Source organism: Leclercia sp. M50 (assembly GCF_037150775.1).
Classification (GTDB): Bacteria; Pseudomonadota; Gammaproteobacteria; order Enterobacterales; family Enterobacteriaceae; genus Enterobacter.
The window spans coordinates 86188-111135 of the sequence record NZ_JBBCPK010000001.1 but is presented as its reverse complement, the minus strand read 5'-3'; the positions used below and the strand labels follow the sequence as shown (position 1 = coordinate 111135).

Here is a 24948-nt window from a genome sequence, read left to right as displayed (position 1 = left end):
GCCAGTAAGCCGCTGTTTGCGATCGCCTCGTCGTCGGGGATGATCCTCGGGGCGCGTCTGATTGATCGGGTAGGGAAGGGGATCCGCGGTGCCCCCCGCGACGCGCTGGTAGCTGACGTCACGCCGCCGGAACTGCGCGGGGCGGCATACGGGCTGCGTCAGTCGATGGATACCATTGGCGCGTTTCTCGGCCCACTGCTGGCAGTCGGCATGATGCTGCTGTGGAACGATGATTTCCGCACTATCTTCTGGATCGCCGTCATCCCCGGCGTGCTGGCCGTCTTACTGCTCTTTGTGGGCCTGCATGAGCCCGCCACGCCTGTTGCCCATAAACGGTCCAATCCCATCAAAAAAGAGAACCTGAAACGCCTCGGCGCCAGCTGCTGGTGGGTGATTGGCCTCGGCGCTGTCTTTACTCTCGCCCGTTTCAGTGAGGCATTTCTGGTGCTGCGTGCCCAGCAGGCGGACATTCCGCTGGCGCTGATCCCGCTGGTGATGGTCGCCATGAATCTGCTTTACGCGTTTTCGGCCTATCCGTTTGGCAAACTCTCCGATGCCATGAGCCATACGCGCCTGCTCCAGTGGGGACTGGCGGTGTTGATCGCCGCCGATATCGTACTGGCGCTGAGCACCCACTGGATCGGGATTATTGCCGGCGTGGCGCTGTGGGGCATCCATATGGGGATGACCCAGGGGCTGCTGACCGCGATGATTGCGAAGACGGCCCCCCCCGACCTGCGCGGTACGGCGTTTGGCCTGTTCAGTATGGTGAGCGGCGTGGCGCTGCTGGTTGCCAGCCTGGGGGCTGGCATCATCTGGGAAACGTGGGGCGCGGAATATACCTTTTATGCCGGGGCGACGATCTGCCTGCTGACGCTGGGATATCTGCGTAACCCCCCCGCGGCGTTGTAAAGCGCGCAAGCGCAGAAAAATATTGCGCAAATCATTCGAAGCGTGAGTGCCGTTTTGTTACCAATGTGGTCCTTTCTATCAGGAGATACTTATGAAAAGGACCACACTTTATACCGCGATGGCGTCAGCGCTGCTGTTGCCGTCACTTTATGCCCATGCAGGCCCGCAGGCGCACGTGGTTTGTGCTTATAGCCATACTCTGGGCGATGACGCCATTATGATGTTTGGCAAAACCAACCAGGCGATGTGGCACGACTTTTTCGGCAACACCCGGACGGACGCCCATTCGACCTATCAATCACTGCGTAAGCAGTCAGAAACCACCTGCGATAACAAAGCCGACAGCTCAGCTTACTGGGCGCCGTCGCTGCGCCTGCCGGACGGGACGGTGGTTCAACCCGCCTACCAAAAAACCTATTACCAGGCGTCTAACGTGGAACAGTTCCCGCTCAGCCCATTTCCGGCAGGGCTGGCGCTACTGGCGGGCGATCACCACGGTACCGGGCCTAACGCCCGCATAACCTTTTTATGCGCTAACGGCAGAGGCTACAGCAATAAAGTCGGAGAAGTGTGTGGGCTGAGAAAAGCCAAAGATGCGGTGCAGTTTAATATCGGGATCCAGTTCCCTAACTGCTGGGATGGTATCCACCTGCAGCCGCACCATGGCATGGCGAATGCGACCTACGATGTGAAAGGGCAGTGCCCGTCCGGCTATCCGGTGAAAATCCCGACGGTAAATATGAACGTGGCCTGGGTGCTGCACGGAATCACCTCCCTGGATACCGCGAAAGCCCAGCTGTCGCTCGATCCCACCATGAATGGCGATGTGCGCGAAGAGCACTGGGGCAGCCTCTATACCGCCCACGCCGACTTTATGAATGGCTGGACTGAAGAGGGTGCCCGCTTTATGACTGAGATGTGCATGAATCAGGGCATGGACTGCGGCACTAACGTCCCCTACGGCTATTCAAAGGCGCTGGCAAACGTCTGGGTGAGTAGCGAGACGCCAGATACCCCGGTACCTGGGGCGCAGACCTTGCTGGTGCAGGATAACTGGAAAAACGGCGGCCGCACCCGTAACAGCGAAACGATGAGTCTGGTTAAGTTTACGATCCCTGCGCTGCCTGAAGGCCAGGATCCTTCTCTGTTCAAATACCGGGTGCGGATCTATGGCGGAAAAGTCGAGGCTAACGGCGCGGATCAGATCTTCTTCTATCCGGCGAGCAACGACTGGGATCCCGCCACCGTCACCTGGAAAAATCGTCCGGCCTGTAACTACTCGTCCGATGCGCTGCTCTATCTCAACAACAAGCGCGAATACCGGATGGTGGATGTCGACAAGGCGGTGCGCAAAGCGCTGGCGGCAGGCAAGACTGAAATCTCCTGGTATATCGGTGGCGACCGTCAGGGTAATCACTATCAGTTCAGCCCTGCCTCTTCTAAAGAGAGCCTGATACTGATGTTGACGGGGTATAAAAACACCCCGGAGACATAAGGTAGAGTAGACTAACTACAGACAGAAGCCGGTTAGTAAACCGGCTTCCGTTAAGAAGGATTTATGGTTTACCGATCGTTAATTTTGAAAGCATCCATTACCTAATTGAATGTATTTCTCCTGCGCCACGATAAATTTTCTATTCGTAACGCTTACGCTTTTATCCTGGTACTTTTCGCCCGGTAGCATATAAAATTGCGTTGAGCTTTCATCATCGCCCTCGCAACCTTTCTGGATAATCACCCTGAAAAAGGTATTGCCACTATTTTCGATAATCCCTTTTTGCTCATCGACTTTATAGGCAAGTTTAATTTTACGCGGACGCACAACGAGTATGGTACTCATAGAGGTCACCGGCAGCACATTTAAATTACTGCCGGTTTTCTGCAGCGGATAGAGCCGAAGCGGGATCTCCTTAAACACTACCCGGTAATAGCGCTCTTTATCATCCTTCGGCCCGCGATAAAAGAGTTTGAAATAGTCTGTTTGCAGGGGCGCGAGCGAAAATTTCAGCGGCGCCCAGAGGATCTCCAGGTCCTGGTCGGTAATTTTCTTTTCACCGCCCTTGCCAGGCCTGTCAATTTTCCAGGCGCTGATGTTATACAGATTTGTTCGGTCGGTATCGTTATAGATTGGCCGGGAGACGAAATCTTTGTCTGCCGGCATATCGTAGATGAGCGCGCTAAACCAGACGGCATGTGCCGTGTTAATGGATAGCAGCGTTGCCAATAGCGCCAGGAGTGTGAAACCCGCTTTTCTCATAAACATAGACCCTTGAGTACCAGGCTTAAGATTAACGATCGACGCCTACCCAGGTTGCCGTCGCTTTGATCTCCCCGCTGGCGCTCACGGTACCCATCCAGTCCTGACCAGAAAGTGTAAATTGCGAGCGAGAGTCATCCATCGGGAAGATAAGCTTAATATTGGTTTTGTAATAAAACGAATCATCGAGATTGGCGTTCCACGCCGTTTGTACCCAATTGGCACGTGTAATATTGATCGGCGCGTCCGAGCAGCTGTTTCGCTTCGTAATTTTGGCCCCCGTATTGCTGGTGAACGAGATATAGGCCGGAACCGGCACCTTCAACGTACCATCGGCAGAGGTAAAGACGCAGTAAGGGATGCGCAGAATAGTCGCGCTTTCGCCAACGACCTGGACGGTAATGTTGTCGGCCTGACGTGGGGCCGATGTGGTAATACGGTAATCAAACTCAATAGCCTTTTCACTGCCGATTTTGCCGGACTGTTTAGGATTCGCCTTTTCGTCTGATGAAACAATACTAATACCATACTCTTTGGGCACGATATTCAGCGTCGTCGACGTCGTGAATTGATAGTAACCCGACTCGGGGGTATTGGTGTTATTAAAGTTGAGGGTAAAAATATTGTCATTAGCAGTAATACTTGTCCCCGCCTTAACCATTTTTTTGAAAAAGTTATCAGAGATAAAGGCATAGACGTAATCACCACCGGTGGTGAAAACGTTGCTGTAAGCGGTAGTGTTACTGAAGTTATACCATTTGCTGGCGTCGCCACTGTATTTTACGTCTGACGCGTATGGGCTAAAACCGAGCTTCGAGTTATCAATGATCATCTTAAAGTTAAGTGAATTGATCTTTTGAGTTTCTTGCAGGGAGTAAGCGGCCATCTTACAAATCAGTCCTCTGACGTTGCTTACCACCCCCACCTGGCAATATTCAGAACCAATGTTGACGCTCGGTGTGCCGTCGCTGGCGATCCACACTTCAGCCAGAGCGCCCGTGCTCTGGAGTTTGAGATGGCCAAGTTTTGTGGCGTTAAATTTACGCTTGTGCCAATAGCCGGTGCTGAGGGTATTACAACGTTCGCCAGCAGCGTAGTCGTAGTCGGTGTCACTGTAGCAGTAGTTCAGATCAAAGCTATCCTGCGTTCCAACTGGCTGATTCTTAAAATAATCATACGCCGCTGGACTAAATGAAGCAAAACCATACGAGCCGTTAGATACGCTATTGCCGGCACGAGAATGATAAAAGCCGTTGTTGTCCCTGGCGCCCGCCTCGAGATAGCCGGTAGAGGGACATGTCCCTCCGTTCTGGATACGACAGCGGATCCCCATTAAGGGACCAGTAATGGAGGAATTATCAATCCACATATCCACCCAGGTATTGGTTTTATGCCAGCCAACGACGCCCATATACCCCATACTATCCTGGTTAGTTTTATACCTGGTCCAGGTATTTGCACCCGTAAAGCGGGGATCAAGAGACGTTGAAGTCAGAAAATATTCATTATCGACATTGTTTTCAATAAACAAATAGGAGTTAGAGACCGCGGCCTCATCATACATATGTACCGCGTACGCTGCCCTGGAATTTAAAAACGTAATAGCGAGGCTGAAAACGATAAGTGCTAACGTCTGTCTGTTAAACATTAGGCTGCGCTCCTTTATTAGATGCTGACTGAACCTGCGGATGGCACGGAATATCGCCCATCCAGACGGCGCCACGTGCTTTGGTCAGTTCCAGGTCGGCTTCGCAAACGCCGCCCTGCTGGTCAATTAACGTGATGACCGGGTAGCGCTTGTCCACATCCATGGCAAACTCGCCCTGTTCATTGGTTTTCGTTTTGCCAATGTGGTTACGAATATTGACGTTGGAAAAGGCTTTGCCATTAAGGTTTTTCATACGGCCAAATACGGTGACCAGCTGCTTGACTTCAGGTGTAATTACACTGACGTTACCTGGATACAACACCACATTACTGCGACGTCCGCGAACGATTTCTACGCTATCCATCGCGTTTTTGTCGTTCATTAGTTCAACTTTATATTCAGCGTAAGCGGGGAGGCTGATGTAATTACTTTTACCGGTGAGAGGATAATTGTGGCCATTAATTTGCGCCGTCATTTGACCCTCTTCCGCAAAGTTAGTGTTGATAACAATACCGGAATTTTCCGTGCCTTTACCAAGGTTAATACCCTCTTTCGTCCACGCAACGCTACCCTGCGAGTTGAGAGTCAGGTTGGTGTTATTATCTGAAGAGCACGTTACCGAAACGGTTCCGGTATTATATTTAGTGTCATAAGAGGCGTAGCTGTTGATGGCGAAATCGTCAGAGCTATAGCCATTGCCTTCATTCCCGTCACCACCGCTAATACGTTTCGACACCGAGGCCCCAACCTGAGTAATCGGGCTGTTATCAAAACTTTTACGCAGGGTTGCGTTGGCCAGCGTAGCGCCATTTTCACTGGACATCCCGGTACTTAACCAGGTTGAAAGGGGTAAGCTCAAATCCAGGTTAATATATTTATCGCTGACGTTACCGTTATCCCGATAAGAATAGCGCTGAATACCGGTGCGCATCGTGAGCGTGGCCCAACGGTTGTTATACAGTGACTGACTGTAATCTACGTTAGTGTAATCATTATTATTGTATTTATCCTTCGAGTAGCTAACCGAGAGACTCCCTAACCCCGGGATAAACGTGTTCAGATTGGTGCTGGCGCCGATGGTCGTATAGTCACTTTTGTACATCGGCAGTTTATCGCCTATGTGGCCGAACTGGCGCGATGCCCAGATATTGCCGTAACCCCCCGGAAGAGCAAAGTTCAGCGTACTGATGCTCTGCCAGCTGCTGTCTGTTGCCAGCAGCAGTTGCTGGTTGGCACTAAAGAGATCGTTAAACTCGACGTTAATTTCCGACTCGTTGACACCATTGTTGTCAAAGCCATACAGGGTAGATTTAATATTTACCCCGGATAATACAGGCAGCCGTGTGCCCAATGCCGCGCCCGCAACCCAGGTATCTTTTTCACCGTAGTCGATGTTTTCATGGTCACGATAATCCATCTTATTGTATTTGAGCATGCCAGAAAATAACTGCCAGTCTATAAGACCCGTAACGCTTGATTCGCGTGCAAATGTCTTGTTAATTTGCGTGGTTCGGTAGCTAACCTCTTTGCCGTTCACCAATACAGACACGTCGACATTGTATACGCCAAACGGTAGCTTAGAGGTATCAACCTCATAGCTACCCATTGAAAATTGTTGAATGCTCAGCAGCTTACCATTACGCGTAATATGTACCTCGCCCGCAGCAGGTAAAAACACGGTAATAGGGACCAGCGTTAAGGTATTATCTTCAATTCGGGTGCTGCTTTTATTACCAAGGCTAACCTCGAAGATGCGGCTGGAGTTGAGCGCGCTCATGCTGGCTATCGACTGAAGGTTCCACGTATCCACCATCCCTGCGGCAACACGCATTCCCTGGTAGTCGCGCTCATACATTGCACGATACAGTTCGCTTTTACTCTCTTTAGTACCCACGCCATAAACAGAACCATTAAGGTTTACATGGTGCTCGCGCAGCGAGGTAGAGTTATCCAGAGTGATATAACTGCTGCCGTTGTTATCCTTGTCGTACTGGCTGTAATAGCTCCCAACAGTGTAGTTAAGAATGTTAGTAAGTTGATCTGAAGATGATTCACCCAGTATATTTGTGCGCGGTATTATTGCCGCGTCCATAGCCTCTCTGCTGACCAACAGTTCAAGATAAAAAGAACGGGTATCCAGAATGATAGAAGCGTCATTATTGAGCTGGATTCGATTTCCATCGTTAAATTTGGCATCTTTCAATTCGCTGATAACAGTTTTAAGCTGAGAGGCCAGCTCCGTTCTGTTTGGCAGGTCAGACAGCGTGATCTGATTGATAACAAAAACGCCATCGCTAACCGAAATGATTGCATCGGCAATTTTTTGTCGGCTGGGGGTGACTGCTTTTTCACCATCGTATCGTATAAAAACGGGGATCGTCATACCCTGCTGAAGCGCATAGGCGAAAGCAGCAGGGATGACATGATTATTAACCTGGAGAGGTACGGCAGAATTTGCTGGTAAAGCAATAACGGCGGTCAACATGAGTCCGCAGAATACAGATCCCTTATTAAAATCCGACTTATCCATAATAGTCTCTATTTTGCGTGTATTAACTGCTCACCATGCCAGATGCCAATACGGGTCATTTTATTGCTGAGATCGGTATGTTTTATTTTTACGCTAAGCCCGGGCATTAAATTGTATCTTTCACGGCAGCCCTTGCCGTCATCCTTCTTCTTATCTTTACAAGGACCATATGAAATAACACGGAAAGAGACGTTACCCGTATTGGTTATCTCACCGCCCTGGCGCTTATAGTCAAAGTGCTCTTTACGTGGTGCGACAACCAGAATGGTACCAATGACTGCTGATGTGGTTGCCTGACCGAGCTTGCTTTGTTTAGTGGTATCAAATTCCGAGATAGGTTCATCAGTCCATGACAGGCGATAATAGCGTTCTTTATCATCCGCTGGGCCATTATAAATGAAACGGAAGTTTTCTTTGGCATTACCAGGTAATATCAAACTTGCTGGTGTTGAAAGTAATTCAGACCGATCTGCCATGGGGATAATTTTGCCATCGGCCATAGGGGACGAGATTTTTTCAACCTTAACGCTAACGAATCGTGCAGCCTCGGTGTTATTCTCAATCTCTTTTGCCAGGCTATTATTTTGTGAGGTTATGATGGAGGTGACATCTCCAACATTAATTGCCTGGGCAGGAAAAACAATAGCCAGAGATAACGCAGCCGCGCAAAGATAATATAATTTCATGGGGTATCCTTACATTAAAAGGAGACTAATAGTCTCCTTGTCTCTTTCCATTAGAGGGGTGCTGCGGGGGTAATACTTAAGCGGTAGTCCATACTGCGTTGAACTGTACCTTAACGTCGCCGCTCCAGTAGCCATCGTTCAGATCGGCGAACTCAACTTTGGTAGTGCCGTCGCTGGTTGCAGAGTCGATACCAAAGGTGAAGTTACCCTGAGTAGAAGTACGATCTTTACCCGCGTAAGCAGTGCTCACAGCCAGCGCGTCCAGACCTGCGGAGACGTTATTAGCAGTATCGATCAGTTTTACCGCTTCGGTTTTGCTCAGCGCCTGGCCGTTCCATTTCACGCCTACGTCCAGCGTAGAGGTATCGGTAGAGCGGCTCAGGGTATTGGTCACGATCTGAGATGTCAGAACGAAATCGGTAGCACCAGACTGGCCTTTAACCGTAATGTCGAAAGCGCCATTCTGGGTGTTAAACGCCTGAATACCTTCTGCATACTGGAAGGAGAGCGATTTGAGTGGGGTTACAACCAGCGCGCTGGTGGTATCTTTAGTTGCGCTTGCATCCCAGGTAGCGGTAGCGGAGGCGGTAACATCTGCCATAGCGTTAGAGCAAACAGCAGCGGCAGCAATACAACCTGCTAACATTAATTTTTTCATCTTTTATTCCTTTAGTGTATTAATCCGTTATGGTGGAGCTATGCTTATTCACCTAGCGTAATTAATCGTCAGCAATTTGTTTTATTAAGACAAATTTCGCAGCGAACTGAGAATATTTTATTGCCGGGACTTTCCGTTAAGTGAATTTCATTCAAAACGTCTCGTGCTTCGAATGTAAGGCTAGTTTAAAGAGCAGATATTTGTTTGTACAGGCGATTAAATGAATTCAATTTTTAATTAAAATGGCTGCCAGGGTAGTGTTTATTTACCCATTTACATGGCGAATGAATGACAGGTCCATGACATATGTTTGGTGAATGGTTTTTCTGTGATGTATATTTGGTTGGTATGGTTTTGGGACGGGTCGTCGTTAAGTGTTTAAGTAAAAAGGAAGTGAATGACAAGGGATCGTTATAGATTAACTTAATGGCGCGTTTTTTCTGGCTTAAAAAATGTGCTCTGATTGGTTCAACTTATAATTGTTTTTAATGTTTTAAGTAGATTTACTGCCACAGTCCTGATTTTTTTGCGGATGAAAAACGTTCGGCACTCATACTCAGGCAAAGGTGCCTAAAAAATAGGCAGATGAGGTAGGGCGCAGGTGCCGGAGATGCTCCCGGGTGGACGATACATAGAAAAAAACCAACCGCGAAGGTTGGTTTTTTTTGGGGAAATTTTGGTCGGCACGAGAGGATTTGAACCTCCGACCCCTGACACCCCATGACAGTGCGCTACCAGGCTGCGCTACGTGCCGACACGTGAAATTTATACTACCTATTTCCGCGTTTAATGCAAGGGTGGTTCTGGCTAACTGATTAATATTAAATCAATTAGCAATGAACCGTTTCTCATCCGTCAGCACCTGTAGCAGCAGGCTTAACTGCGGCGTCTGGTCGTTGAGTTTCTCACCCTGCGGGTTATAGGTTTTGTAATTACCGTTGCTGTTCAGCACCAGCGTCAGGGTTGGCGTTGTAACGGCCAGCGTGTTGTTGCTGGCAGCCGTCACCCAGTTATGACGACGCGTTGCGCTGAACAGATCCTGACCCTGGGAATACTCATTGGCTGGCGTGCTAACGTGGAGCAGACGCTGCATCAGGGTAGTCATCACATCTTTATGATCGGTCAGCATGTTAATGCGCTGGGATGGCGTACCAGGCCAGTGGATCACCAGCGGAACATGCAGGCGAGGGCGCGCCCAGTCGACATCGTTGCGCTCGCTGCCCAGCGGCACACCGTGACCGGCGGTGATCACCACCACGGTATTCTCCAGCTTGCCCGATTCCCGCAGCGCGTCCAGCACCCGGGCAATCTGGGTATCAACATTGCCTGCGGCCTGCGCATAGCGGCGGTTAAAGGTTTTCTGGTTGCTGTCATCCAGCGTCGTGCCGTTCAGAGCAACCCAGGAGAACCAGCGGTTGTCGTCCTGCGCGTAACGGTGAAGCCAGCTGATCCACTGCCCGGCGGTCTGTTCGTCGGACTGGCTCTGTGCGGTCGGCAGAGAGAAGTCGGACAACAGCGCCTGGCGATAGAGCGGACTGCTGAAGCCATCCGAAGAGAACAGCCCCAGCTGGTAGCCCTGCTGGTTGAGCCCGGTGATGAGCGCGGCAGGGATACGCGATGACAGCACGCCGTCCATATAGCCAGGTGAAATGCCGTAGAACAGGCCAAAGATCCCGGCATCGGTTGAGTTACCGGAGCTCATGTGCTGAGTAAAGTTGATGTTCTTCTCGGCGAACTCCGCCAGGGCTGGCATCTGTTTCTCAAAGCGCGAGTAGTTTAGACCGTCCACGGTGATCAACAGGACGTTTTGCCCCTGACCCATGTCACGGTAGCGCAGATCGCTCAGCGGATATTGTACCGATACCGCTTCAGGATCCCCTTGTTCAATCAGGCGGCGCTGATACTCCTGGGCATCCAGCAGACCGTGTTTCTCCAGGAAACGACGAGCGGTCATCGGATAGGAGAGCGGCAGGTTCGCGCGCTGCATGGTGATGGGGCGGTAGAAGTTAGCGTCCGCCCAGATATACATAAAATGCGAGCCGATAAAGGCGACAAAAAAGAGGGCGGCCACCGGTTTGGCATAGCGACGGCGCCGCGTCAGGCTGCGCAGTTTTTGCCAGCTCCAGGTGGCAAACAGCATCTCAATCAGCAGGATAATCGGCACGCTGATAAACATCAGCTGCCAGTCGCGCGCCGTTTCGTTCTGGTCGGGATTGATCATCAGTTCCCAGACGACGGGATTAAGATGCAGGTGAAAACGGGTAAAGACTTCGCTGTCGATCAGCAGCAGCGTCATGCCTGCGGTGGCGAGGATAGCGGAGATAAACCGCATCAGCCGCTGTGACATGACGATAAACGTCAGCGGGAAGAGGATCAGTAAATAGGTGGAGAAGACCAGAAAGCTGAAATGGCCAATGACGCTTATCCAGGAGAAGACCCGTCCGGCAAGCGTCGTCGGCCAGTCGGCGACAAACAGATAACGACTGCCAAGCACCATCGCCAGCAGAATGTTAAACAGGGCAAACCAGTGCCCCCAGCTAACCATCTGGGAGACTTTTTCACGGTAGCGCTGACGATTCGTCACCATAAACTGTCGTTTGTTTCCCTTAGTGCGCCTGGTCGTCGTTAACCGAGGACTGTAAGGCCTGAGCGAAAGATTTCGCGATCGCCTGGCGCTGGGCCGGCGCAACGCTGGTATTGATAAGGTTAGTCACCATATTTCCCAGAACCATCAGGGAAAGGTCGGTCGGCGCCTTATGTTTTTCCAGTACGTTGAGCAGCTCACTGAGCATTTGTTCAACGTGTTCATCACTGTAGCGGGAGAGTTGTGGCATAAATCTAAATCTGTTTGTGGAGGAAAGGGCAACATATTACCGTAGCAACAGCTTTTTTTCCCCTTTTTTATCTTCGGTTGCATACATGACTGGGGGGTGGTTGAATACGGCCCGGTCTAAAAGGAGAGTTTAACATGAGTCTGGATATCAACCAGATTGCCCTGCACCAGCTTATCAAGCGTGATGAGCAAACCCTTGAGCTGGTGCTGCGCGATTCGTTACTGGAGCCGACGCCTACCGTTGTTGACATGATGGCGGAGCTGCATCGGGTTTACAGTGCCAAAAACAAAGCCTACGGCCTGTTCAGCGAAGAGAGCGAACTGGCGCAGGCGCTGCGCCAGCAGCGTCAGGGTGAAGACGATTTTCTCGCGTTCAGCCGGGCCGCCACCGGCCGCCTGCGCGATGAGCTGGCAAAATATCCGTTTGCCGACGGCGGCATCGTCCTGTTCTGCCACTATCGTTACCTGGCGGTCGAGTACCTGCTGGTGGCGGTGCTGAACAACTTAAGCAGCATGCGCGTCAACGAGCAGCTGGATATCAGCTCGACCCACTATCTGGACATCAACCACGCGGATATCGTGGCGCGCATCGATTTGACCGAATGGGAAACCAATCCTGAATCCACCCGCTATCTGACCTTCCTGAAAGGCCGGGTAGGGCGCAAGGTGGCCGACTTCTTTATGGATTTCCTCGGCGCCAGCGAAGGGCTGAATGCCAAAGCGCAGAATAAAGGTTTGCTGCAGGCGGTGGATGACTTCACCGCAGAAGCCGAGCTGGACAAAGCAGAACGCCAGAACGTGCGCCAGCAGGTTTATGCCTACTGCAACGAACAGCTACAGGCGGGCGAAGAGATTGAACTGGAATCGCTCTCCAAAGAGCTGGCGGGCGTCAGCGAAGTGAGCTTCCAGGACTTTACGGCGGAGAAAGGCTACGAGCTGGAAGAGAGCTTCCCGGCGGATCGCAGTACGCTGCGTCAGCTCACCAAATTTGCCGGTAGCGGCGGCGGATTAACCATCAACTTTGATGCCATGTTGCTCGGCGAGCGCATTTTCTGGGATCCGGCGACCGACACGCTGACCATTAAAGGCACGCCGCCAAATCTGCGGGATCAGCTGCAGCGTCGCACCTCTGGCGGCAAATAACGGCCATAAAAAAACCCCGCAATGCGGGGTTTTTTTTCGACAAGTTTGCGATTACGCGCGAACGAAGTCGATGTGAGTCAGTTTTGGCTTGAAAGCGTGACGCTGTACTGCCTGAGCTTTAACTTTCTCTTCTTTACCGTCAACAACCAGAGTCAGCACTTCGCTGTAGAATTCAGCGTTGTTCTGCATGTTCCACACTTTGTCGTGGTCCAGTTCGATTGCGACAGGAGCAGCTTCGCCGCCATAGATGATGGCCGGGAATTTGTTAGCTGCGCGCAGGCGGCGGCTCGCACCCTTACCCTGCTCTTTACGTACTTCTGCATTGATAGTGAACATTGATTTCTCTCTGTATAAAAAATCCTGCTACAGGCGACCCAGCAACAGGTGAGTGTTCTGCCTCACGGATGTGAAGCGGGCGGCATTTTATACTCAAATGGCTTTCACATCAATGAAAAGTCCCGCTATCCCCGCAATTCATTGGCACGGCGGAAGCGGCCCTCATAATCAAACACTTTTTCTCGCACCTGCCAGAACTGCCCTTTTTTCCGCGCCACCACAAAATCCGGGTGACGCAGCAGCGGCTGTTGATGAACGATATCCGCCGCGGTGATCCAGCGCAGCGGCACGCCCGGCGTGCGGGTATGCGGGCGGATAAACAGTTGTTCAAAGGCGGTGCGCTGGGCGGGCGTGTGCAGACGGAAGCGCTCACTTACATCGGCGCCATCTTCATCGTAGTAGGTGATTTTGAGCCATTCGCCTTTATCATCGGCACCGTGTGCCAGCACCATCCCACTGCAGCGGAGCACCAGGGCGTCCTTCAGCTTCAGGGCCGCTTTCAGCATATCGTCGGGATCGACCAGCACCGCATCGCACGTGCGGCAGCGGCGGGCGGCGATATCGTTCTCGGCGTTGCACTGGGGGCAGTTTTTAAAGCGGAAGCGATAGTCACACTGTTCGCGATGGCCCTCGTCATCTTCAAACCAGCCCTGGCAGCGACGGCCAAAGTGTTCGATTAGCGTGCCGTCGGCGGTGGTTTTACCCCAGAAGGTATTGGCAAAGCCGCAGGCGGGGCAAAACACCTGTACCGGCACGTTGTCACTTTTGCCTTTTGGCGCACCCACTTCCGGGGCATACAGGTCGTGCGGGTTCCCGGCATAATCCAGGATCAGGCAGTCGGTTTTCCCGGGGGCTAAGCGCAGGCCGCGGCCAACAATCTGCTGGTAAAGGCTGACGGATTCGGTCGGGCGCAGAATGGCGATCAGATCCACGTGCGGGGCATCAAAGCCGGTAGTAAGCACTGACACATTGACCAGATAGCGGAACTGCTGCGCCTTAAACGCCTCAATCAGCCGATCGCGCTCGCTGCCTGGCGTTTCGCCGGTGATAAGCCGGGCCTCGCTGGCGGGGAGCAGGCCGGTGATCTCCCGGGCGTGTTCCACGGTGGCGGCAAAAATCATCACCCCTTTACGCGTGGCGGCAAACTCCATGATCTGGCTGATGATATGCGGGGTAATACGATCCTGTTTTTTCAGCTCGCGGTTAAGATCCGCCTCGCTGAAGAGGCCGTTACTCTGCACCTGCAACCGGCTGAAATCATACTGCACCACCGGCATATCCAGCCGTTCCGGTGGCGTCAGGTAGCCATGTTTGATCATGTAGCGCAGCGGCAGCTCGTAAATGCAGTCGCGGAAGAGCGCCTTTTCATTGCCGCGCACCATGCCGTGGTAATGAAAGCGATAAATCCAGCCCTTACCGAGGCGGAACGGGGTGGCGGTAAGTCCCAGCAGGCGGATCTGCGGATTAACATTTTTCAGATGGGTCAGGATCTGCTGATACTGGCTATCGTCATCATCGCTGATACGGTGGCACTCATCGACAATCAGCAGGGAGAACTCGCTCTGGAATTTGTCCAGGTTGCGCGCCACCGACTGCACGCTGCCGAAGACCACTTTACCGTGGCTCTCTTTACGCTGTAGGCCGGCGGCAAAAATATCAGCCTCCAGACCCAGCGCCAGATATTTGGCATGGTTCTGCGCCACCAGCTCTTTGACGTGCGCCAGCACCAGCACACGGCCCCGGGCCAGGCGCGCCAGCTCGGCGATCACCAGACTTTTGCCCGCGCCGGTGGGCAGGACAATGGCCGCCGGTTCTTTATGCTGACGAAAGTGGGCGAGGGTAGCGTCCACGGCTTCCTGCTGGTAGGGGCGAAGTGTAAAGGTCATGGGGTCTCGGTTTGGTTATCTCGCTCATATTATGCCACGAAACTTTTTCCCTTGAGTGGCGCACAGAGCCCGTTATACTGGACTGTTCCTGACTGCTTCTTTTCCGGACGCATTGTCCGGCTCCTGGCACCTGTAAGGTTTAAAATATTTCATGCGACTTGATAAGTTTATCGCTCAGCAACTCGGCGTAAGCCGCGCTATTGCCGGGCGTCTGATCCGCGCCAGCCACGTTACCGTGGAGGGTGATATTGTGCGAGACAGCGCGTTCAAACTCCAGCCTGACCATCAGGTTGAGTACGAAGGCAATTCGCTGACGCAACAAAATGGCCCGCGCTACTTCATGCTCAATAAACCGCAAGGCTATGTCTGTTCCACCGAAGACCCCGACCATCCCACCGTGCTCTATTTTCTCGATGAGCCGGTCGCTCACAAACTGCATGCCGCCGGGCGTCTGGATATCGACACCACCGGCCTGGTGCTGATGACCGACGACGGTCAGTGGTCACACCGCATCACCTCACCGCGCCACCATTGCGAAAAGACCTACCGGGTGACGCTGGAAAATCCGGTGAGCGACAGTACGGCAGAGCAGTTCGCCCACGGCGTCCAGCTGCATAATGAAAAAGATCTGACCAAACCCGCCGTGCTGGAAGTTATTACCCCAACCGAAGTGCGTCTGACCATCAGTGAAGGGCGCTATCATCAGGTGAAGCGCATGTTTGCCGCCGTGGGAAATCACGTGGTCGGTCTGCATCGCGAACGGATCGGGGCTATCGCTCTCGACCCGGACCTTGAGCCAGGCGAATACCGCCCGTTGACGGAAGAAGAAATTGCCAGCGTTGGCCTCTCTTCACGCTAATTTCAGGAGTTAATTGTGACCACCAGGCCACACTCGTCGTTCAGCATTGTTTTTATTCTTGGCCTGCTGGCCATGCTGATGCCGCTGTCCATCGACATGTATCTGCCCGCACTGCCGGTGATCGCCGAGCAGTTTGGCGTGCCGGCAGGCAGCGTACAGATGACTCTCAGCAGCTATATTCTCGGTTTTGCCCTCGGTCAGCTGCTTTACGGGCCAATGGCCGACAGCCTGGGGCGTAAACCGGTGGTGCTGGGCGGTACGCTGGTATTCGCCGGCGCGGCGATGGCCTGCGCGATGGCGCAATCTGTCGATCACCTTATTGTGATGCGTTTCTTCCACGGCCTGGCGGCTGCGGCGGCAAGCGTGGTCATCAATGCCCTGATGCGCGATATCTACCCGAAGGAGGAGTTCTCCCGCATGATGTCATTCGTCATGCTGGTGACCACCGTCGCGCCGCTGGTGGCGCCGATGGTCGGGGGAGCGGTGCTGGTCTGGTTTAGCTGGCACGCTATTTTCTGGATCCTGGCGCTGGCGGCCCTGCTGGCCTCGGCAATGATCTTCTTCTTTATTAAAGAGACCCTGCCTGCACAACACCGGCAGAAGTTTCATATTCGCACCACGCTTGGCAACTTTGCCTCGCTGTTTCGCCATAAGCGCGTGCTGAGCTACATGCTGGCCAGCGGTTTCAGCTTTGCCGGGATGTTCTCATTCCTCAGCGCCGGGCCGTTTGTCTACATTGAGCTTAACCATGTCTCACCGCAGCAATTTGGCTACTATTTCGCGCTGAACGTGGTATTCATCTTCGTGCTGACGATGATCAACAGCCGCTTCGTGCGCCGGGTAGGGGCGCTGAATATGTTCCGTATCGGGCTGTGGATCCAGTTTGTGATGGCGGTGTGGATGGTGGTAACCGCTTACTTTGATATCGGATTCTGGGCGCTGGTAATCGGTATTGCGGCCTTTGTTGGCTGTATATCGATGGTCTCGTCCAACGCTATGGCGGTCATCCTCGACGAGTTCCCGCATATGGCCGGTACCGCCTCTTCACTGGCGGGGACCTTCCGCTTTGGTATCGGCGCCATTGTCGGCGCGTTGCTTTCACTGGCGACGTTTAACAGCGCCTGGCCGATGCTCTGGTCAATCGCGCTGTGCGCCACCGGCTCGATTCTTTTCTGCCTTTATGCCAGCCGGCCAAAGAAATTGGTGAAATGATGCACAAAAAAGGGCCCTGTCGGGGCCCTTTTTTGATGCAGGTCAATTAAAAGGCGGTTCTTTGACCTCTTGTTTGTTTCTTTTATGTAAAATCTATTTGTGTAAATAGTCACATCTTTGTAGTTAAAAAGGTTGTGTTAGATCACAGAAACGGGTACATATAGCGCCGCTATAAACCTGAAACACCGTCAGAAAGCCCTGAAAAACAAGGCCCCTGCACCCATGAATAGTGGGTGTAAGCGTTTTCTTATTAAAAACAGAGCAGGCGGTTAATGTTGTGTTACTATAAATGTAAATAGATTGTGAAGTAAATTTGCTTCCGGGGAATAAACGTGAATACATTACAGCTCTCAATTGTGCATCGCTTGCCGCAGAGCTATCGCTGGTCGGCGGGTTTTGCAGGCTCGAAGGTTGAACCGATTCCGCAAAGTGGAACAACCCCTGATAATTGTCTGGTGGCGCTCAAACTGCTGAGTCCGGAAGAGGGCAACGCATGGCCGCTGATGGAAAAGCTGAGCCAGGCATTGACGGACATTGAGCTTTACAGCTCGGTGCTGGAGTGCGAAGGCGAGCCGTGCCTGTTCGTGAAAAGCCAGGATGAGTTTGCAGCAACCTGCCGCCTGAAAAACGTCGGTGTGGCTATCGCCGAGCCTTTTTCTGGCCAGAATCCTTTCTGAGCGTCAGCGTAACGCTAACAGCTGACGCGTATACTCCTGCGTCGGCGCGGCAAACACGCGCTGACAGTCTCCCTGCTCGACCACCTCTCCCTGACGTAACACAATCACCTGGTGACATAGCGCACGTACCACCTGCAAATCGTGGCTGATGAAAATATAGGCCAGACGGTGTTTTCGCTGTAAATCTTTTAGCAGCGCCAGGATTTGCGCCTGCACGGTTTTATCGAGGGATGAGGTCGGCTCATCCAGAATTATCAACTCCGGGCGCAAAATCAGCGCCCGGGCAATGGCGATCCGCTGGCGCTGGCCGCCGGAAAAGGCGGCGGGGTAACGATGCCGGGTCTGCGGGTCGAGCCCCACTTCGCCCATTACCCGAATGACCTCCTCTTCACGCGCCTGCAGGCTCAGGCCAGGCTGGTGTACCCGCAGCCCCTCCTCAATGATCTGCTGCACGTTAAGGCGCGGGTTAAGAGAAGAGTTAGGATCCTGAAAAACCACCTGCATCCGGTGGCGGACGGGCAACATCTGGCGGCGATCCCACTCATGCAGGGGTTTGTCGTCAAACAGGATCTCCCCCTTCGAGGCGATCAGGCGTAACAGCGCTAGCCCGGTGGTGCTCTTGCCGGAGCCGGACTCACCCACCAGCCCAAGGGTCTCACCCGGGCGCAGGGTAAAGTTGACGTTGTTCAGCACCTGCTTGTTATCCACCACCCGGCGCAGGATGCCTTTACGTAGCGGAAACGCCACCGAGAGATCCTTGACCCGCAGCAGCGGCTGAACATCTTGCGGCAGCGGGACGGGATCCCCTGCGGGCTCGCTGTTGAGCAGGCGTTGGGTATAGGGATGCTGCGGTGCGGCAAGCAGCGGCGCGGCGCGGTTCTGCTCCACGCAGCGACCGTTCTGCATCACCGCCACCTGGTCGGCCAGCTTTTTCACAATGTTGAGATTGTGGGTGATAAAGAGCAGGCTCATGTTCAGCTCGTCGCGCAGCTCGCGTAACAGTCGCAGGATCTGCGCCTGCACCGTAACATCCAGCGCGGTGGTGGGCTCATCGGCGATCAGCAGTTCCGGACGGGTCAACAGCGCCATGGCAATCATCACCCGCTGGCGCTCACCGCCCGAAAGCTGGTGCGGGTAATCGGCAAGCCGTTTTGCGGCGTTGCGGATCCCGGTGCGTTCGAGACAATCCAGCATCTCTCCGCGAGCCGCCTCTTTACGCATACCGCGATGCAGGGAAAGCACCTCGTAGAGCTGTTTTTCAAGAGTATGGAGCGGATTCAGCGACACCATCGGCTCCTGAAAGATCATGGCGATCTTATTGCCGCGCACCCCGCGCAGCGTGCGCTCGTCAGCATGGAGCAGGGACTGGCCGTGAAACAGGATATCGCCCTGGGGATAGATCACCGGCGGGGCGGGGAGCAGACGCAGGATCGACAGGGCGGTGACGCTCTTCCCGGAACCCGACTCGCCGACCAGCGCCAGCGTCTCGCCGGCGTCAATTTTCAGGGAGATATCATTCACCACGGTGCGTAGCTCGCCCTGCTGGCGAAAAGCAACGGAGAGCGCGTCGATGTGAAGTAAAGGCTGCGTCATCTTAAACCGCCTTATTTGGATCAAAGGCGTCGCGTACCGCTTCGCCAATAAAAATCAGCAATGAGAGCAGCACAGCAACGGAGAGGAAGGCGGTGATCCCAAGCCACGGTGCCTGGAGGTTATTTTTGCCCTGCAACAGCAACTCCCCCAAAGAAGGCGAGCCCAGCGGCAGGCCGAAGCCGAGAAAATCGAGCGAGGTGAGGGTGGTAATAGAGCTGCACAGAATAAACGGCAGGAAGGTGAGGGTGGCGACCATCGCATTAGGCAACATGTGGCGGAAAATGATCCCGCGATCGCTTACCCCCAGCGCCTGGGCGGCGCGAATGTAGTCGAAGTTGCGGGTGCGCAGAAACTCCGCCCGCACCACGCCTACCAGCGCCATCCAGCCAAACAGCACCGTGATAGCCAGTAGCCACCAGAAGTTAGGCTGCACCACGCTTGAGAGCAGAATAATTAAAAACAGCGTTGGCATGCCGGACCACACTTCGATAAACCGCTGTCCCCAGAGATCAATCTTGCCGCCGTAATAGCCCTGGATCGCCCCGGCCAGCACTCCCATGACGCTGGAAAACAGGGTCAGCAGCAGGCCAAACAGTATAGAAATGCGGGTACCGTACAGAATACGCGCCAGCACATCGCCGCCGTTGGCATCGGTACCCAGCCAGTTTTGTGCCGAGGGTGGCGACGGGAACGGGGTGGTAGTGGCAAAGTTAATGCTGTTGGCGCCAAAGCGGACCGGCGTCCAGAGCACCCAGCCGTGCTCATTCAATTGCGCCTGTAGCCACGGGTCCTGATAATCCGCCTCGGTGGCAAAGGGGCCGCCAAAGTCGCTCTCGCTGTAATTCTTGAAAACCGGCACGTACCAGCGATCGTTAAAGTGCACCAGCAGCGGTTTGTCGTTGGCAATGATCTCCGAACAGAGGCTCAGCGCAAAAAAGAGGGCGAAAATCCACAGCGACCAGTAGCCGCGGCGGTTATGACGAAAGCGAGCCCAGCGGGCCTGGTTGACGGGGCTTAAGCGCAGCATCAGCGACCCTCAAAATCAATACGCGGATCGACCAGCGTATAGCAGATATCACTGAGGATATTCAGCAGCAGGCCAATCAGGGTGAAAATATAGAGCGTGCCAAACATCACCGGGTAATCCCGCGAGACGGTGGCCTCGTAGCCCAGCAGACCCAGGCCGTTAAGGGAGAACATCACCTCAATTAACAGGGAGCCGGTAAAGAACATGCTGATAAAGGTGGCCGGGAAACCGGCGATGACCAGCAGCATGGCATTGCGAAAAATATGTTTCCACAGGATGCGTCGCTCGCTCACCCCCTTCGCGCGGGCGGTGACCACGTACTGCTTGCGGATCTCATCGAGAAAGGCGTTTTTGGTCAGCATGGTCAGGGCCGCAAAGCCGCCGATCACCGTCGCCAGCACCGGCAGGGTAATGTGCCACAGGTAGTCGGTTATCTTTTTGTACCACGGCAGGCTGCTGAAATCGGTCGAGACCAGCCCGCGCAGCGGGAAGAGATCGAAGTAGCTACCACCGGCGAAAAAGACGATCAGCAGGACGGCAAACAGGAATGCCGGAATGGCATAGCCAATAATAATGAAGGTGCTGCTCCAGATGTCGAACCGGCTGCCATTATCCATCGCCTTACGAATACCTAACGGAATGGAGACCAGATAAATGATCAGTGTCCCCCATAGCCCCAGGGTAATGGAGACCGGCAGGCTCTCTTTGATCAGATGCAGCACCGACGCGCTGCGAAACAGGCTGTCGCCAAAATCGAAGCGCAGATAGTCGCCCAGCATTTTGAAGTAGCGCTCATGGATCGGTTTGTCGAAGCCGTACCGCTGGGTGATCTCGGCGATCACCTCCGGATCGAGCCCGCGCCCGCCGCGATAGTGGCTCTCATTGATATTGCCGACCCCGGTGCGGGCGTGGCTGGCGCGCATGCCCGCATCGCCTCCGCCGGGCATCGTCCCGCTGTTACCAAACTCGATGGCGGCAATCGCCTGATCCACCGGGCCGCCTGGAGCAATCTGCACGATAAAAAAGTTGATGGTGATGATCGCCCACAGGGTGGGGATCACCAGCAGTAAACGACGAAGTAAATATGCGCCCATTGCGTATCCTTAACGCCGTTCGGCGGGTAATTTCGCCGCTTTGTTAACGTCATACCACCAGGTATCAAACCCGAGAGAATAAACCGGGCGCTGGGCGGGAAGGGCGAACTTATCCCAGCGGGCGACCCTGTCTTCCCCCATAAACCACATGGGCAGCATATAATAGTTCCAGGTCAGAACCCGATCCAGCGCCCGGCCAAGCGGTACCAGTCTGGCTTTATCCCCCTGCGCGGCGACGATCTGCGCAATCAGATTATCCACCGCCGGGTTTTTCACCCCCGGTGAATTGTAGGTGGAATCAATGTACTGAGAGGCCCAGGAGATCTGCAGATCGCTGCTCGGCCACGGCATGGCCCGCCACAGGCGCGGCATCATATCGTAATCGCGGTTGCGCATCCGGTTGGTGATCTGTGAATTATCCACCTGGCGGATATTCATGGTAATGCCCAGCCGCGCCAGGTTGTGCTGGAACGGCAGTACCCACTGATTGTTGCCCCCGGAAGCCAGCAGCAGTTCAAAACTGAGCGGTTTGCCGGTTTGCTTATTGACACGCTGTTTATTTCGGATGACCCAGCCCGCCTCGTCCAGTAGCTGGCTGGCTTTCAGCAGATTGTTACGATCAAAGCCGTCGCCTTTCGAGACGGGGGGCTGAAAGGGGGTGGTAAACACCTCCGGGGGAACTGCATCTTTTAACGGGCCGAGGAGCGTCAGCTCCGCGGCATCCGGGTAGCCCTGCGCGGCATACTCGGTATTCTGGAAATAGCTGTTGGCACGGCTGTAGGCGCCATAAAAGAGCGCTTTGTTCATCCACTCAAAATCGAAGGCGAGGGTGATGGCCTGGCGCACGCGGCGGTCGGTAAATACCGGGCGCTGAATATTAAACGCCAGCCAGCGCGTATCCTGGGCGGAATCATTTTTAAAGGACTCCTTTACGATATAGTGGCGGTCAAAATTCTTCCCGGTGTAGCGGGTGGCCCAGTTTTTGGCGCTGCTCTCTACCCGCATATCAAAGGCACCCGCTTTAAAGGCTTCGAAGGCCACGTTGTCATCCAGATAGTAGTCGTAGCGCAGGGTGTCGAAATTCCAGCGGCCCCGGTTTACCGGCAGGTTTGCCGCCCAGTAATCTTTTACCCGGGAATAAATCACATATTGCCCCATCCGCCAGCGAGTGATGCGATACGGGCCGCCTGCCAGCGGTGGGGTGGAGAGCGGATCGCTGAGCTTATGATCTTTCCAGAACTTTTCCGGCATTACCGGCAGGGTGAGCAGGCTCAGCATGTCCTCTTTATTGGGGCTGGCAAGGGTAATGCGCACCGTCAACGGCGCGATGGCCGTTACCGTCGCCCCTTTGTAGACCAGCCGGAACTGGGGGACGCCCTCGGTCATAAATTTGTGAAAGGTGAAGGCAACATCGCTGGCCTTGACCGGCGTACCGTCGTGAAACCGCGCCTGCGGGTTGATTGTCAGCTCCATCCAGGAGAAATCATCGGCATAGCGGGCGGTCTCGGCCACCAGCGGATAATAGCTGCCGGGCTCGTCGTCTGAGGTGGTAAAGAGGGTGTCGTAGAGGGCGTCGGTTCTTTCTGCCGCCACGCCGCGCAGCGCATAACGGTTGAAATTATCGAAGGTGCCAATTGCCGCCAGGGTCACAGCGCCCCCTTTAGGCGCGGCAGAATTGACGTAATCGTAGTGATCGAAATTGATGGCATATTTTGGCTCGCCAATAACCGCGAAGGCGTCGCTCTCTTTAATGGTTTGCGCCTGACTGAACCCGCTCATTAACGCCACCATCAGCACCACAATGCGCACTATCATTACGCTACGTTTTCCTTCTCTGTTCGGCCCGGGCAAGATACCTGAATAATAAGTGACGTAGCGGTGGTTGGGCAATTATTCGCGATCAAGGTGAATATCAGGTTGCCAGTTCAGGAATTGCTCCAGGGGCAGGGGTCGGCTTATCCAGTAGCCCTGCAGCAGATTGACGTCGTGATCGCGCAGCCATTTCGCCTGCTCGGGGGTTTCGACACCTTCGGCGACGGTCACCATATTCAGCCGCCGCGCCAGGGTCAGCACCGCATCCAGTACCGGCGAGGTGACAGTTTCCATCCCGATAGCATTCACGAAACCCCGGTCGATTTTGAGGTAGTCCATGGTAAAACGCTCAAGGTAGATCAGGGCGCTATGTCCTGTGCCAAAATCATCCACGGCGATTTCAAAACCTTCCAGATGCAGCCACTCAAACAGCTTTGTCGCTTCCCGTTGATTGAGCATGTCGCGCTCGGTAATTTCGAGCACAATCTGGAAATGATCCGGCGGCAGCGAGGCGGCAAATTTGCGCATGTCATCTTTAAAGCTCTCGGCGTGCAGATGGCCTGGCGAAATGTTAATGCCTAGCTTGGAGCCTGGCGGCAGCCGTTTCGCTAACGCCGGAGCGTCGCGCAGGATCAGATCGAAAAGGTGCAGCGTCAGCGGCACAATCAGTTGCTGGGCCTCTGCAAAGTTAATAAAGGCATCCGGCGGGATCGCCCCCGCGCCGGGATGCTGCCAGCGCATCAACACCTCCACGCCCCGCATCTGCAAATCGCTGGCACCTACCACCGGCTGGTAGACCACATGAAACTGATTCTGCTTAATGCCGGTCAGGATCTCTTTACGCGGGTTGGCGCGCATCATTAGCCAGTAGAAGCAGAGTACCCCGATGCTGGAACCGCACAACAGACCAAACAGTAGCGCAAAGACCAGATCTTCCATCGTCCAGCTTTCGGCGTAGAGATTAACGGTGAGCGGCAGTCCTTCGATTTTGCTTGAGCGCGCGGGGCGCTCTTTCAGCTCCGAAACGTGGGTGATGCGGTTTGAATAGGTCGAAAAAACCGTATCGCCAATGATCAGAGAAATACCGGCAAACTCATCCTGGCGGGCGGTGTAGAGCAGATAAGGGGTCAGGTTGAGGTTAATGGAGGTAAATATCCCGCCATCTTTCATCAGCAGATTACGATGCCACAACACAATAGCCGGTTTTTTCGGCATCATTGGCGTACCCGGCAGCAGGGCCATATCTACCGCTTTAGTTGCGTCGATTTTTGGCACCAGTTCGCTGAGCGGGACATGCATCGGCCCGGTTGCTGATGAGCAGAAGGCCATTTTATCTTTTACCAGCAGAAAGGCGCGGACGTTCAGGCTGAATGACGCGCGGGAGGTGAGTTCAGAGCGTACATCCTGGCACTCGCTGAGCGTCAGCGGCTGTAATTCATCAACAGAAACGCGCAGCTCTTTAAAATAACTTTCGATGTAGTCATGGAGGTCTTTAATCAGGTTATCGTATTTCACTGCACGTTTATGGTAACTGAAAAAAAACTGCATACCGCCGCAGAGCAGGGCGACGATAAGAGCTGAAAGTACGCTGAGCATCAGCACCTTTCGGCGGGAAGATAAATGGCGGGTAAACATAAACGTTATGGGATCCTGATTTGCCGCCCGCATTATCATGACGGCTAAACTCACGCAACGATAAAACTATAGCCTGGAACGAGCCATCCAGAATTATCGCGTCCTGCGATAAAAAAAAAGCACTGCCATAGCAGTGCTTTTTTCCATGCT

20 protein-coding genes and 1 tRNA gene are annotated in these 24948 nt (G+C 53.8%); 6 read left to right on the top strand and 15 right to left on the bottom strand.

Annotation, left to right across the window (positions count from 1 at the left end):
- Both WFM46_RS00480 and WFM46_RS00475 read left to right on the top strand, forming a co-directional pair.
- A partial coding sequence (locus tag WFM46_RS00480; protein ID WP_336996881.1) for an MFS transporter occupies positions 1-912 on the top strand: 912 nt, incomplete at its 5' end.
- 91 nt (positions 913-1003) lie between these two features.
- On the top strand, positions 1004-2407 hold the full coding sequence (locus WFM46_RS00475; protein WP_180210024.1) for a CBM96 family carbohydrate-binding protein: 1404 nt from the start codon (positions 1004-1006) through the stop codon (positions 2405-2407).
- 78 nt (positions 2408-2485) lie between these two features.
- On the opposite strand, the gene WFM46_RS00470 is transcribed toward WFM46_RS00475, so the two are convergent.
- The 8 genes from WFM46_RS00470 to WFM46_RS00435 form a co-directional block, all read right to left on the bottom strand.
- Positions 2486-3169 (bottom strand): molecular chaperone, encoded by a 684-nt coding sequence (locus WFM46_RS00470; protein WP_336996880.1) that lies wholly within the window; start codon positions 3167-3169, stop codon positions 2486-2488.
- Positions 3170-3200: 31 nt separating this feature from the next.
- Entirely contained in the window at positions 3201-4817 is a 1617-nt protein-coding gene (locus tag WFM46_RS00465) for a fimbrial protein (protein ID WP_180210022.1), read from the bottom strand.
- Positions 4810-7347 carry a CS1-pili formation C-terminal domain-containing protein gene (locus WFM46_RS00460; protein WP_336996879.1) on the bottom strand — a complete coding sequence of 846 codons (2538 nt, stop codon included), beginning with the start codon at positions 7345-7347 and terminating at the stop codon, positions 4810-4812. Before WFM46_RS00460 ends, WFM46_RS00465 begins: the two co-directional genes overlap by 8 nt.
- 8 nt (positions 7348-7355) lie before the next feature.
- Positions 7356-8033, bottom strand: a complete 678-nt coding sequence (locus WFM46_RS00455; RefSeq protein ID WP_180210020.1) for a hypothetical protein — start codon at positions 8031-8033, stop codon at positions 7356-7358.
- 76 nt (positions 8034-8109) lie between these two features.
- Positions 8110-8691: a common pilus major fimbrillin subunit EcpA gene (ecpA, locus tag WFM46_RS00450; protein WP_180210019.1), complete on the bottom strand. Its 582-nt coding sequence runs from the start codon at positions 8689-8691 to the stop codon at positions 8110-8112.
- 677 nt (positions 8692-9368) lie between these two features.
- Positions 9369-9445, bottom strand: a tRNA-Pro gene (locus WFM46_RS00445).
- 72 nt (positions 9446-9517) lie between these two features.
- Positions 9518-11278, bottom strand: coding sequence for an LPS biosynthesis-modulating metalloenzyme YejM (gene yejM, locus WFM46_RS00440; protein ID WP_336996878.1), 1761 nt, complete (start codon positions 11276-11278; stop codon positions 9518-9520).
- 19 nt (positions 11279-11297) lie between these two features.
- Positions 11298-11525, bottom strand: coding sequence for a YejL family protein (locus WFM46_RS00435; protein WP_032612681.1), 228 nt, complete (start codon positions 11523-11525; stop codon positions 11298-11300).
- A 134-nt stretch (positions 11526-11659) separates the two neighbouring features.
- Here WFM46_RS00435 and yejK point away from each other — a divergent pair, with 134 nt between their 5' ends.
- A complete protein-coding gene (yejK, locus tag WFM46_RS00430; protein ID WP_156239401.1) occupies positions 11660-12667 on the top strand; it encodes a nucleoid-associated protein YejK in 1008 nt (335 codons plus the stop codon).
- Between the two features lie 51 nt (positions 12668-12718).
- Here the strand turns inward: yejK and rplY are convergent, their stop codons facing one another.
- Together rplY and WFM46_RS00420 are read right to left on the bottom strand one after the other, a co-directional pair.
- Positions 12719-13003 (bottom strand): 50S ribosomal protein L25, encoded by a 285-nt coding sequence (rplY, locus tag WFM46_RS00425; RefSeq protein WP_103180382.1) that lies wholly within the window; start codon positions 13001-13003, stop codon positions 12719-12721.
- Between the two features lie 125 nt (positions 13004-13128).
- Positions 13129-14889: a DEAD/DEAH box helicase family protein gene (locus WFM46_RS00420; protein WP_180209312.1), complete on the bottom strand. Its 1761-nt coding sequence runs from the start codon at positions 14887-14889 to the stop codon at positions 13129-13131.
- Positions 14890-15040: 151 nt separating this feature from the next.
- Between WFM46_RS00420 and rsuA the strand changes: the two genes are divergently transcribed.
- From rsuA to WFM46_RS00405, 3 genes are all read left to right on the top strand, one after another.
- On the top strand, positions 15041-15748 hold the full coding sequence (gene rsuA, locus WFM46_RS00415) for a 16S rRNA pseudouridine(516) synthase RsuA (RefSeq protein ID WP_336996877.1): 708 nt from the start codon (positions 15041-15043) through the stop codon (positions 15746-15748).
- 15 nt (positions 15749-15763) lie between these two features.
- The gene (locus WFM46_RS00410; protein ID WP_336996876.1) at positions 15764-16960 is read left to right on the top strand and encodes a Bcr/CflA family multidrug efflux MFS transporter; all 1197 of its coding nucleotides are present in this window, start codon (positions 15764-15766) and stop codon (positions 16958-16960) included.
- Between the two features lie 332 nt (positions 16961-17292).
- Entirely contained in the window at positions 17293-17637 is a 345-nt protein-coding gene (locus WFM46_RS00405) for a YejG family protein (RefSeq protein WP_103180374.1), read from the top strand.
- 3 nt (positions 17638-17640) lie between these two features.
- Here the strand turns inward: WFM46_RS00405 and yejF are convergent, their stop codons facing one another.
- The 5 genes from yejF to WFM46_RS00380 form a co-directional block, all read right to left on the bottom strand.
- Positions 17641-19230: a microcin C ABC transporter ATP-binding protein YejF gene (yejF, locus tag WFM46_RS00400; protein WP_336996875.1), complete on the bottom strand. Its 1590-nt coding sequence runs from the start codon at positions 19228-19230 to the stop codon at positions 17641-17643.
- Position 19231: 1 nt separating this feature from the next.
- Positions 19232-20257: a microcin C ABC transporter permease gene (locus WFM46_RS00395; protein ID WP_180209316.1), complete on the bottom strand. Its 1026-nt coding sequence runs from the start codon at positions 20255-20257 to the stop codon at positions 19232-19234.
- The gene (locus WFM46_RS00390; RefSeq protein ID WP_114314418.1) at positions 20257-21351 is read right to left on the bottom strand and encodes a microcin C ABC transporter permease YejB; all 1095 of its coding nucleotides are present in this window, start codon (positions 21349-21351) and stop codon (positions 20257-20259) included. The genes WFM46_RS00395 and WFM46_RS00390 overlap by 1 nt, the downstream gene beginning before the upstream one ends.
- A gap of 9 nt (positions 21352-21360) precedes the next feature.
- The gene (locus WFM46_RS00385; protein WP_336996874.1) at positions 21361-23166 is read right to left on the bottom strand and encodes an extracellular solute-binding protein; all 1806 of its coding nucleotides are present in this window, start codon (positions 23164-23166) and stop codon (positions 21361-21363) included.
- Between the two features lie 75 nt (positions 23167-23241).
- Positions 23242-24798, bottom strand: a complete 1557-nt coding sequence (locus tag WFM46_RS00380; protein WP_156654918.1) for a cyclic di-GMP phosphodiesterase — start codon at positions 24796-24798, stop codon at positions 23242-23244.
- Between the last annotated feature and the right edge of the window lie 150 nt (positions 24799-24948).

Excerpts from the sequence above, each read along its gene's own strand:
- WFM46_RS00475 (WP_180210024.1), top strand. The coding sequence starts at position 1,004 with ATGAAAAGGACCACACTTTATACCGCGATGGCGTCAGCGCTGCTGTTG.
- WFM46_RS00470 (WP_336996880.1), bottom strand. The coding sequence starts at position 3,169 with ATGAGAAAAGCGGGTTTCACACTCCTGGCGCTATTGGCAACGCTGCTA.
- WFM46_RS00465 (WP_180210022.1), bottom strand. The coding sequence starts at position 4,817 with ATGTTTAACAGACAGACGTTAGCACTTATCGTTTTCAGCCTCGCTATT.
- WFM46_RS00460 (WP_336996879.1), bottom strand. The coding sequence starts at position 7,347 with ATGGATAAGTCGGATTTTAATAAGGGATCTGTATTCTGCGGACTCATG.
- WFM46_RS00455 (WP_180210020.1), bottom strand. The coding sequence starts at position 8,033 with ATGAAATTATATTATCTTTGCGCGGCTGCGTTATCTCTGGCTATTGTT.
- ecpA (WP_180210019.1), bottom strand. The coding sequence starts at position 8,691 with ATGAAAAAATTAATGTTAGCAGGTTGTATTGCTGCCGCTGCTGTTTGC.
- yejM (WP_336996878.1), bottom strand. The coding sequence starts at position 11,278 with ATGGTGACGAATCGTCAGCGCTACCGTGAAAAAGTCTCCCAGATGGTT.
- WFM46_RS00435 (WP_032612681.1), bottom strand. The coding sequence starts at position 11,525 with ATGCCACAACTCTCCCGCTACAGTGATGAACACGTTGAACAAATGCTC.
- yejK (WP_156239401.1), top strand. The coding sequence starts at position 11,660 with ATGAGTCTGGATATCAACCAGATTGCCCTGCACCAGCTTATCAAGCGT.
- rplY (WP_103180382.1), bottom strand. The coding sequence starts at position 13,003 with ATGTTCACTATCAATGCAGAAGTACGTAAAGAGCAGGGTAAGGGTGCG.
- WFM46_RS00420 (WP_180209312.1), bottom strand. The coding sequence starts at position 14,889 with ATGACCTTTACACTTCGCCCCTACCAGCAGGAAGCCGTGGACGCTACC.
- rsuA (WP_336996877.1), top strand. The coding sequence starts at position 15,041 with ATGCGACTTGATAAGTTTATCGCTCAGCAACTCGGCGTAAGCCGCGCT.
- yejF (WP_336996875.1), bottom strand. The coding sequence starts at position 19,230 with ATGACGCAGCCTTTACTTCACATCGACGCGCTCTCCGTTGCTTTTCGC.
- WFM46_RS00395 (WP_180209316.1), bottom strand. The coding sequence starts at position 20,257 with ATGCTGCGCTTAAGCCCCGTCAACCAGGCCCGCTGGGCTCGCTTTCGT.
- WFM46_RS00390 (WP_114314418.1), bottom strand. The coding sequence starts at position 21,351 with ATGGGCGCATATTTACTTCGTCGTTTACTGCTGGTGATCCCCACCCTG.
- WFM46_RS00385 (WP_336996874.1), bottom strand. The coding sequence starts at position 23,166 with ATGATAGTGCGCATTGTGGTGCTGATGGTGGCGTTAATGAGCGGGTTC.
- WFM46_RS00380 (WP_156654918.1), bottom strand. The coding sequence starts at position 24,798 with ATGTTTACCCGCCATTTATCTTCCCGCCGAAAGGTGCTGATGCTCAGC.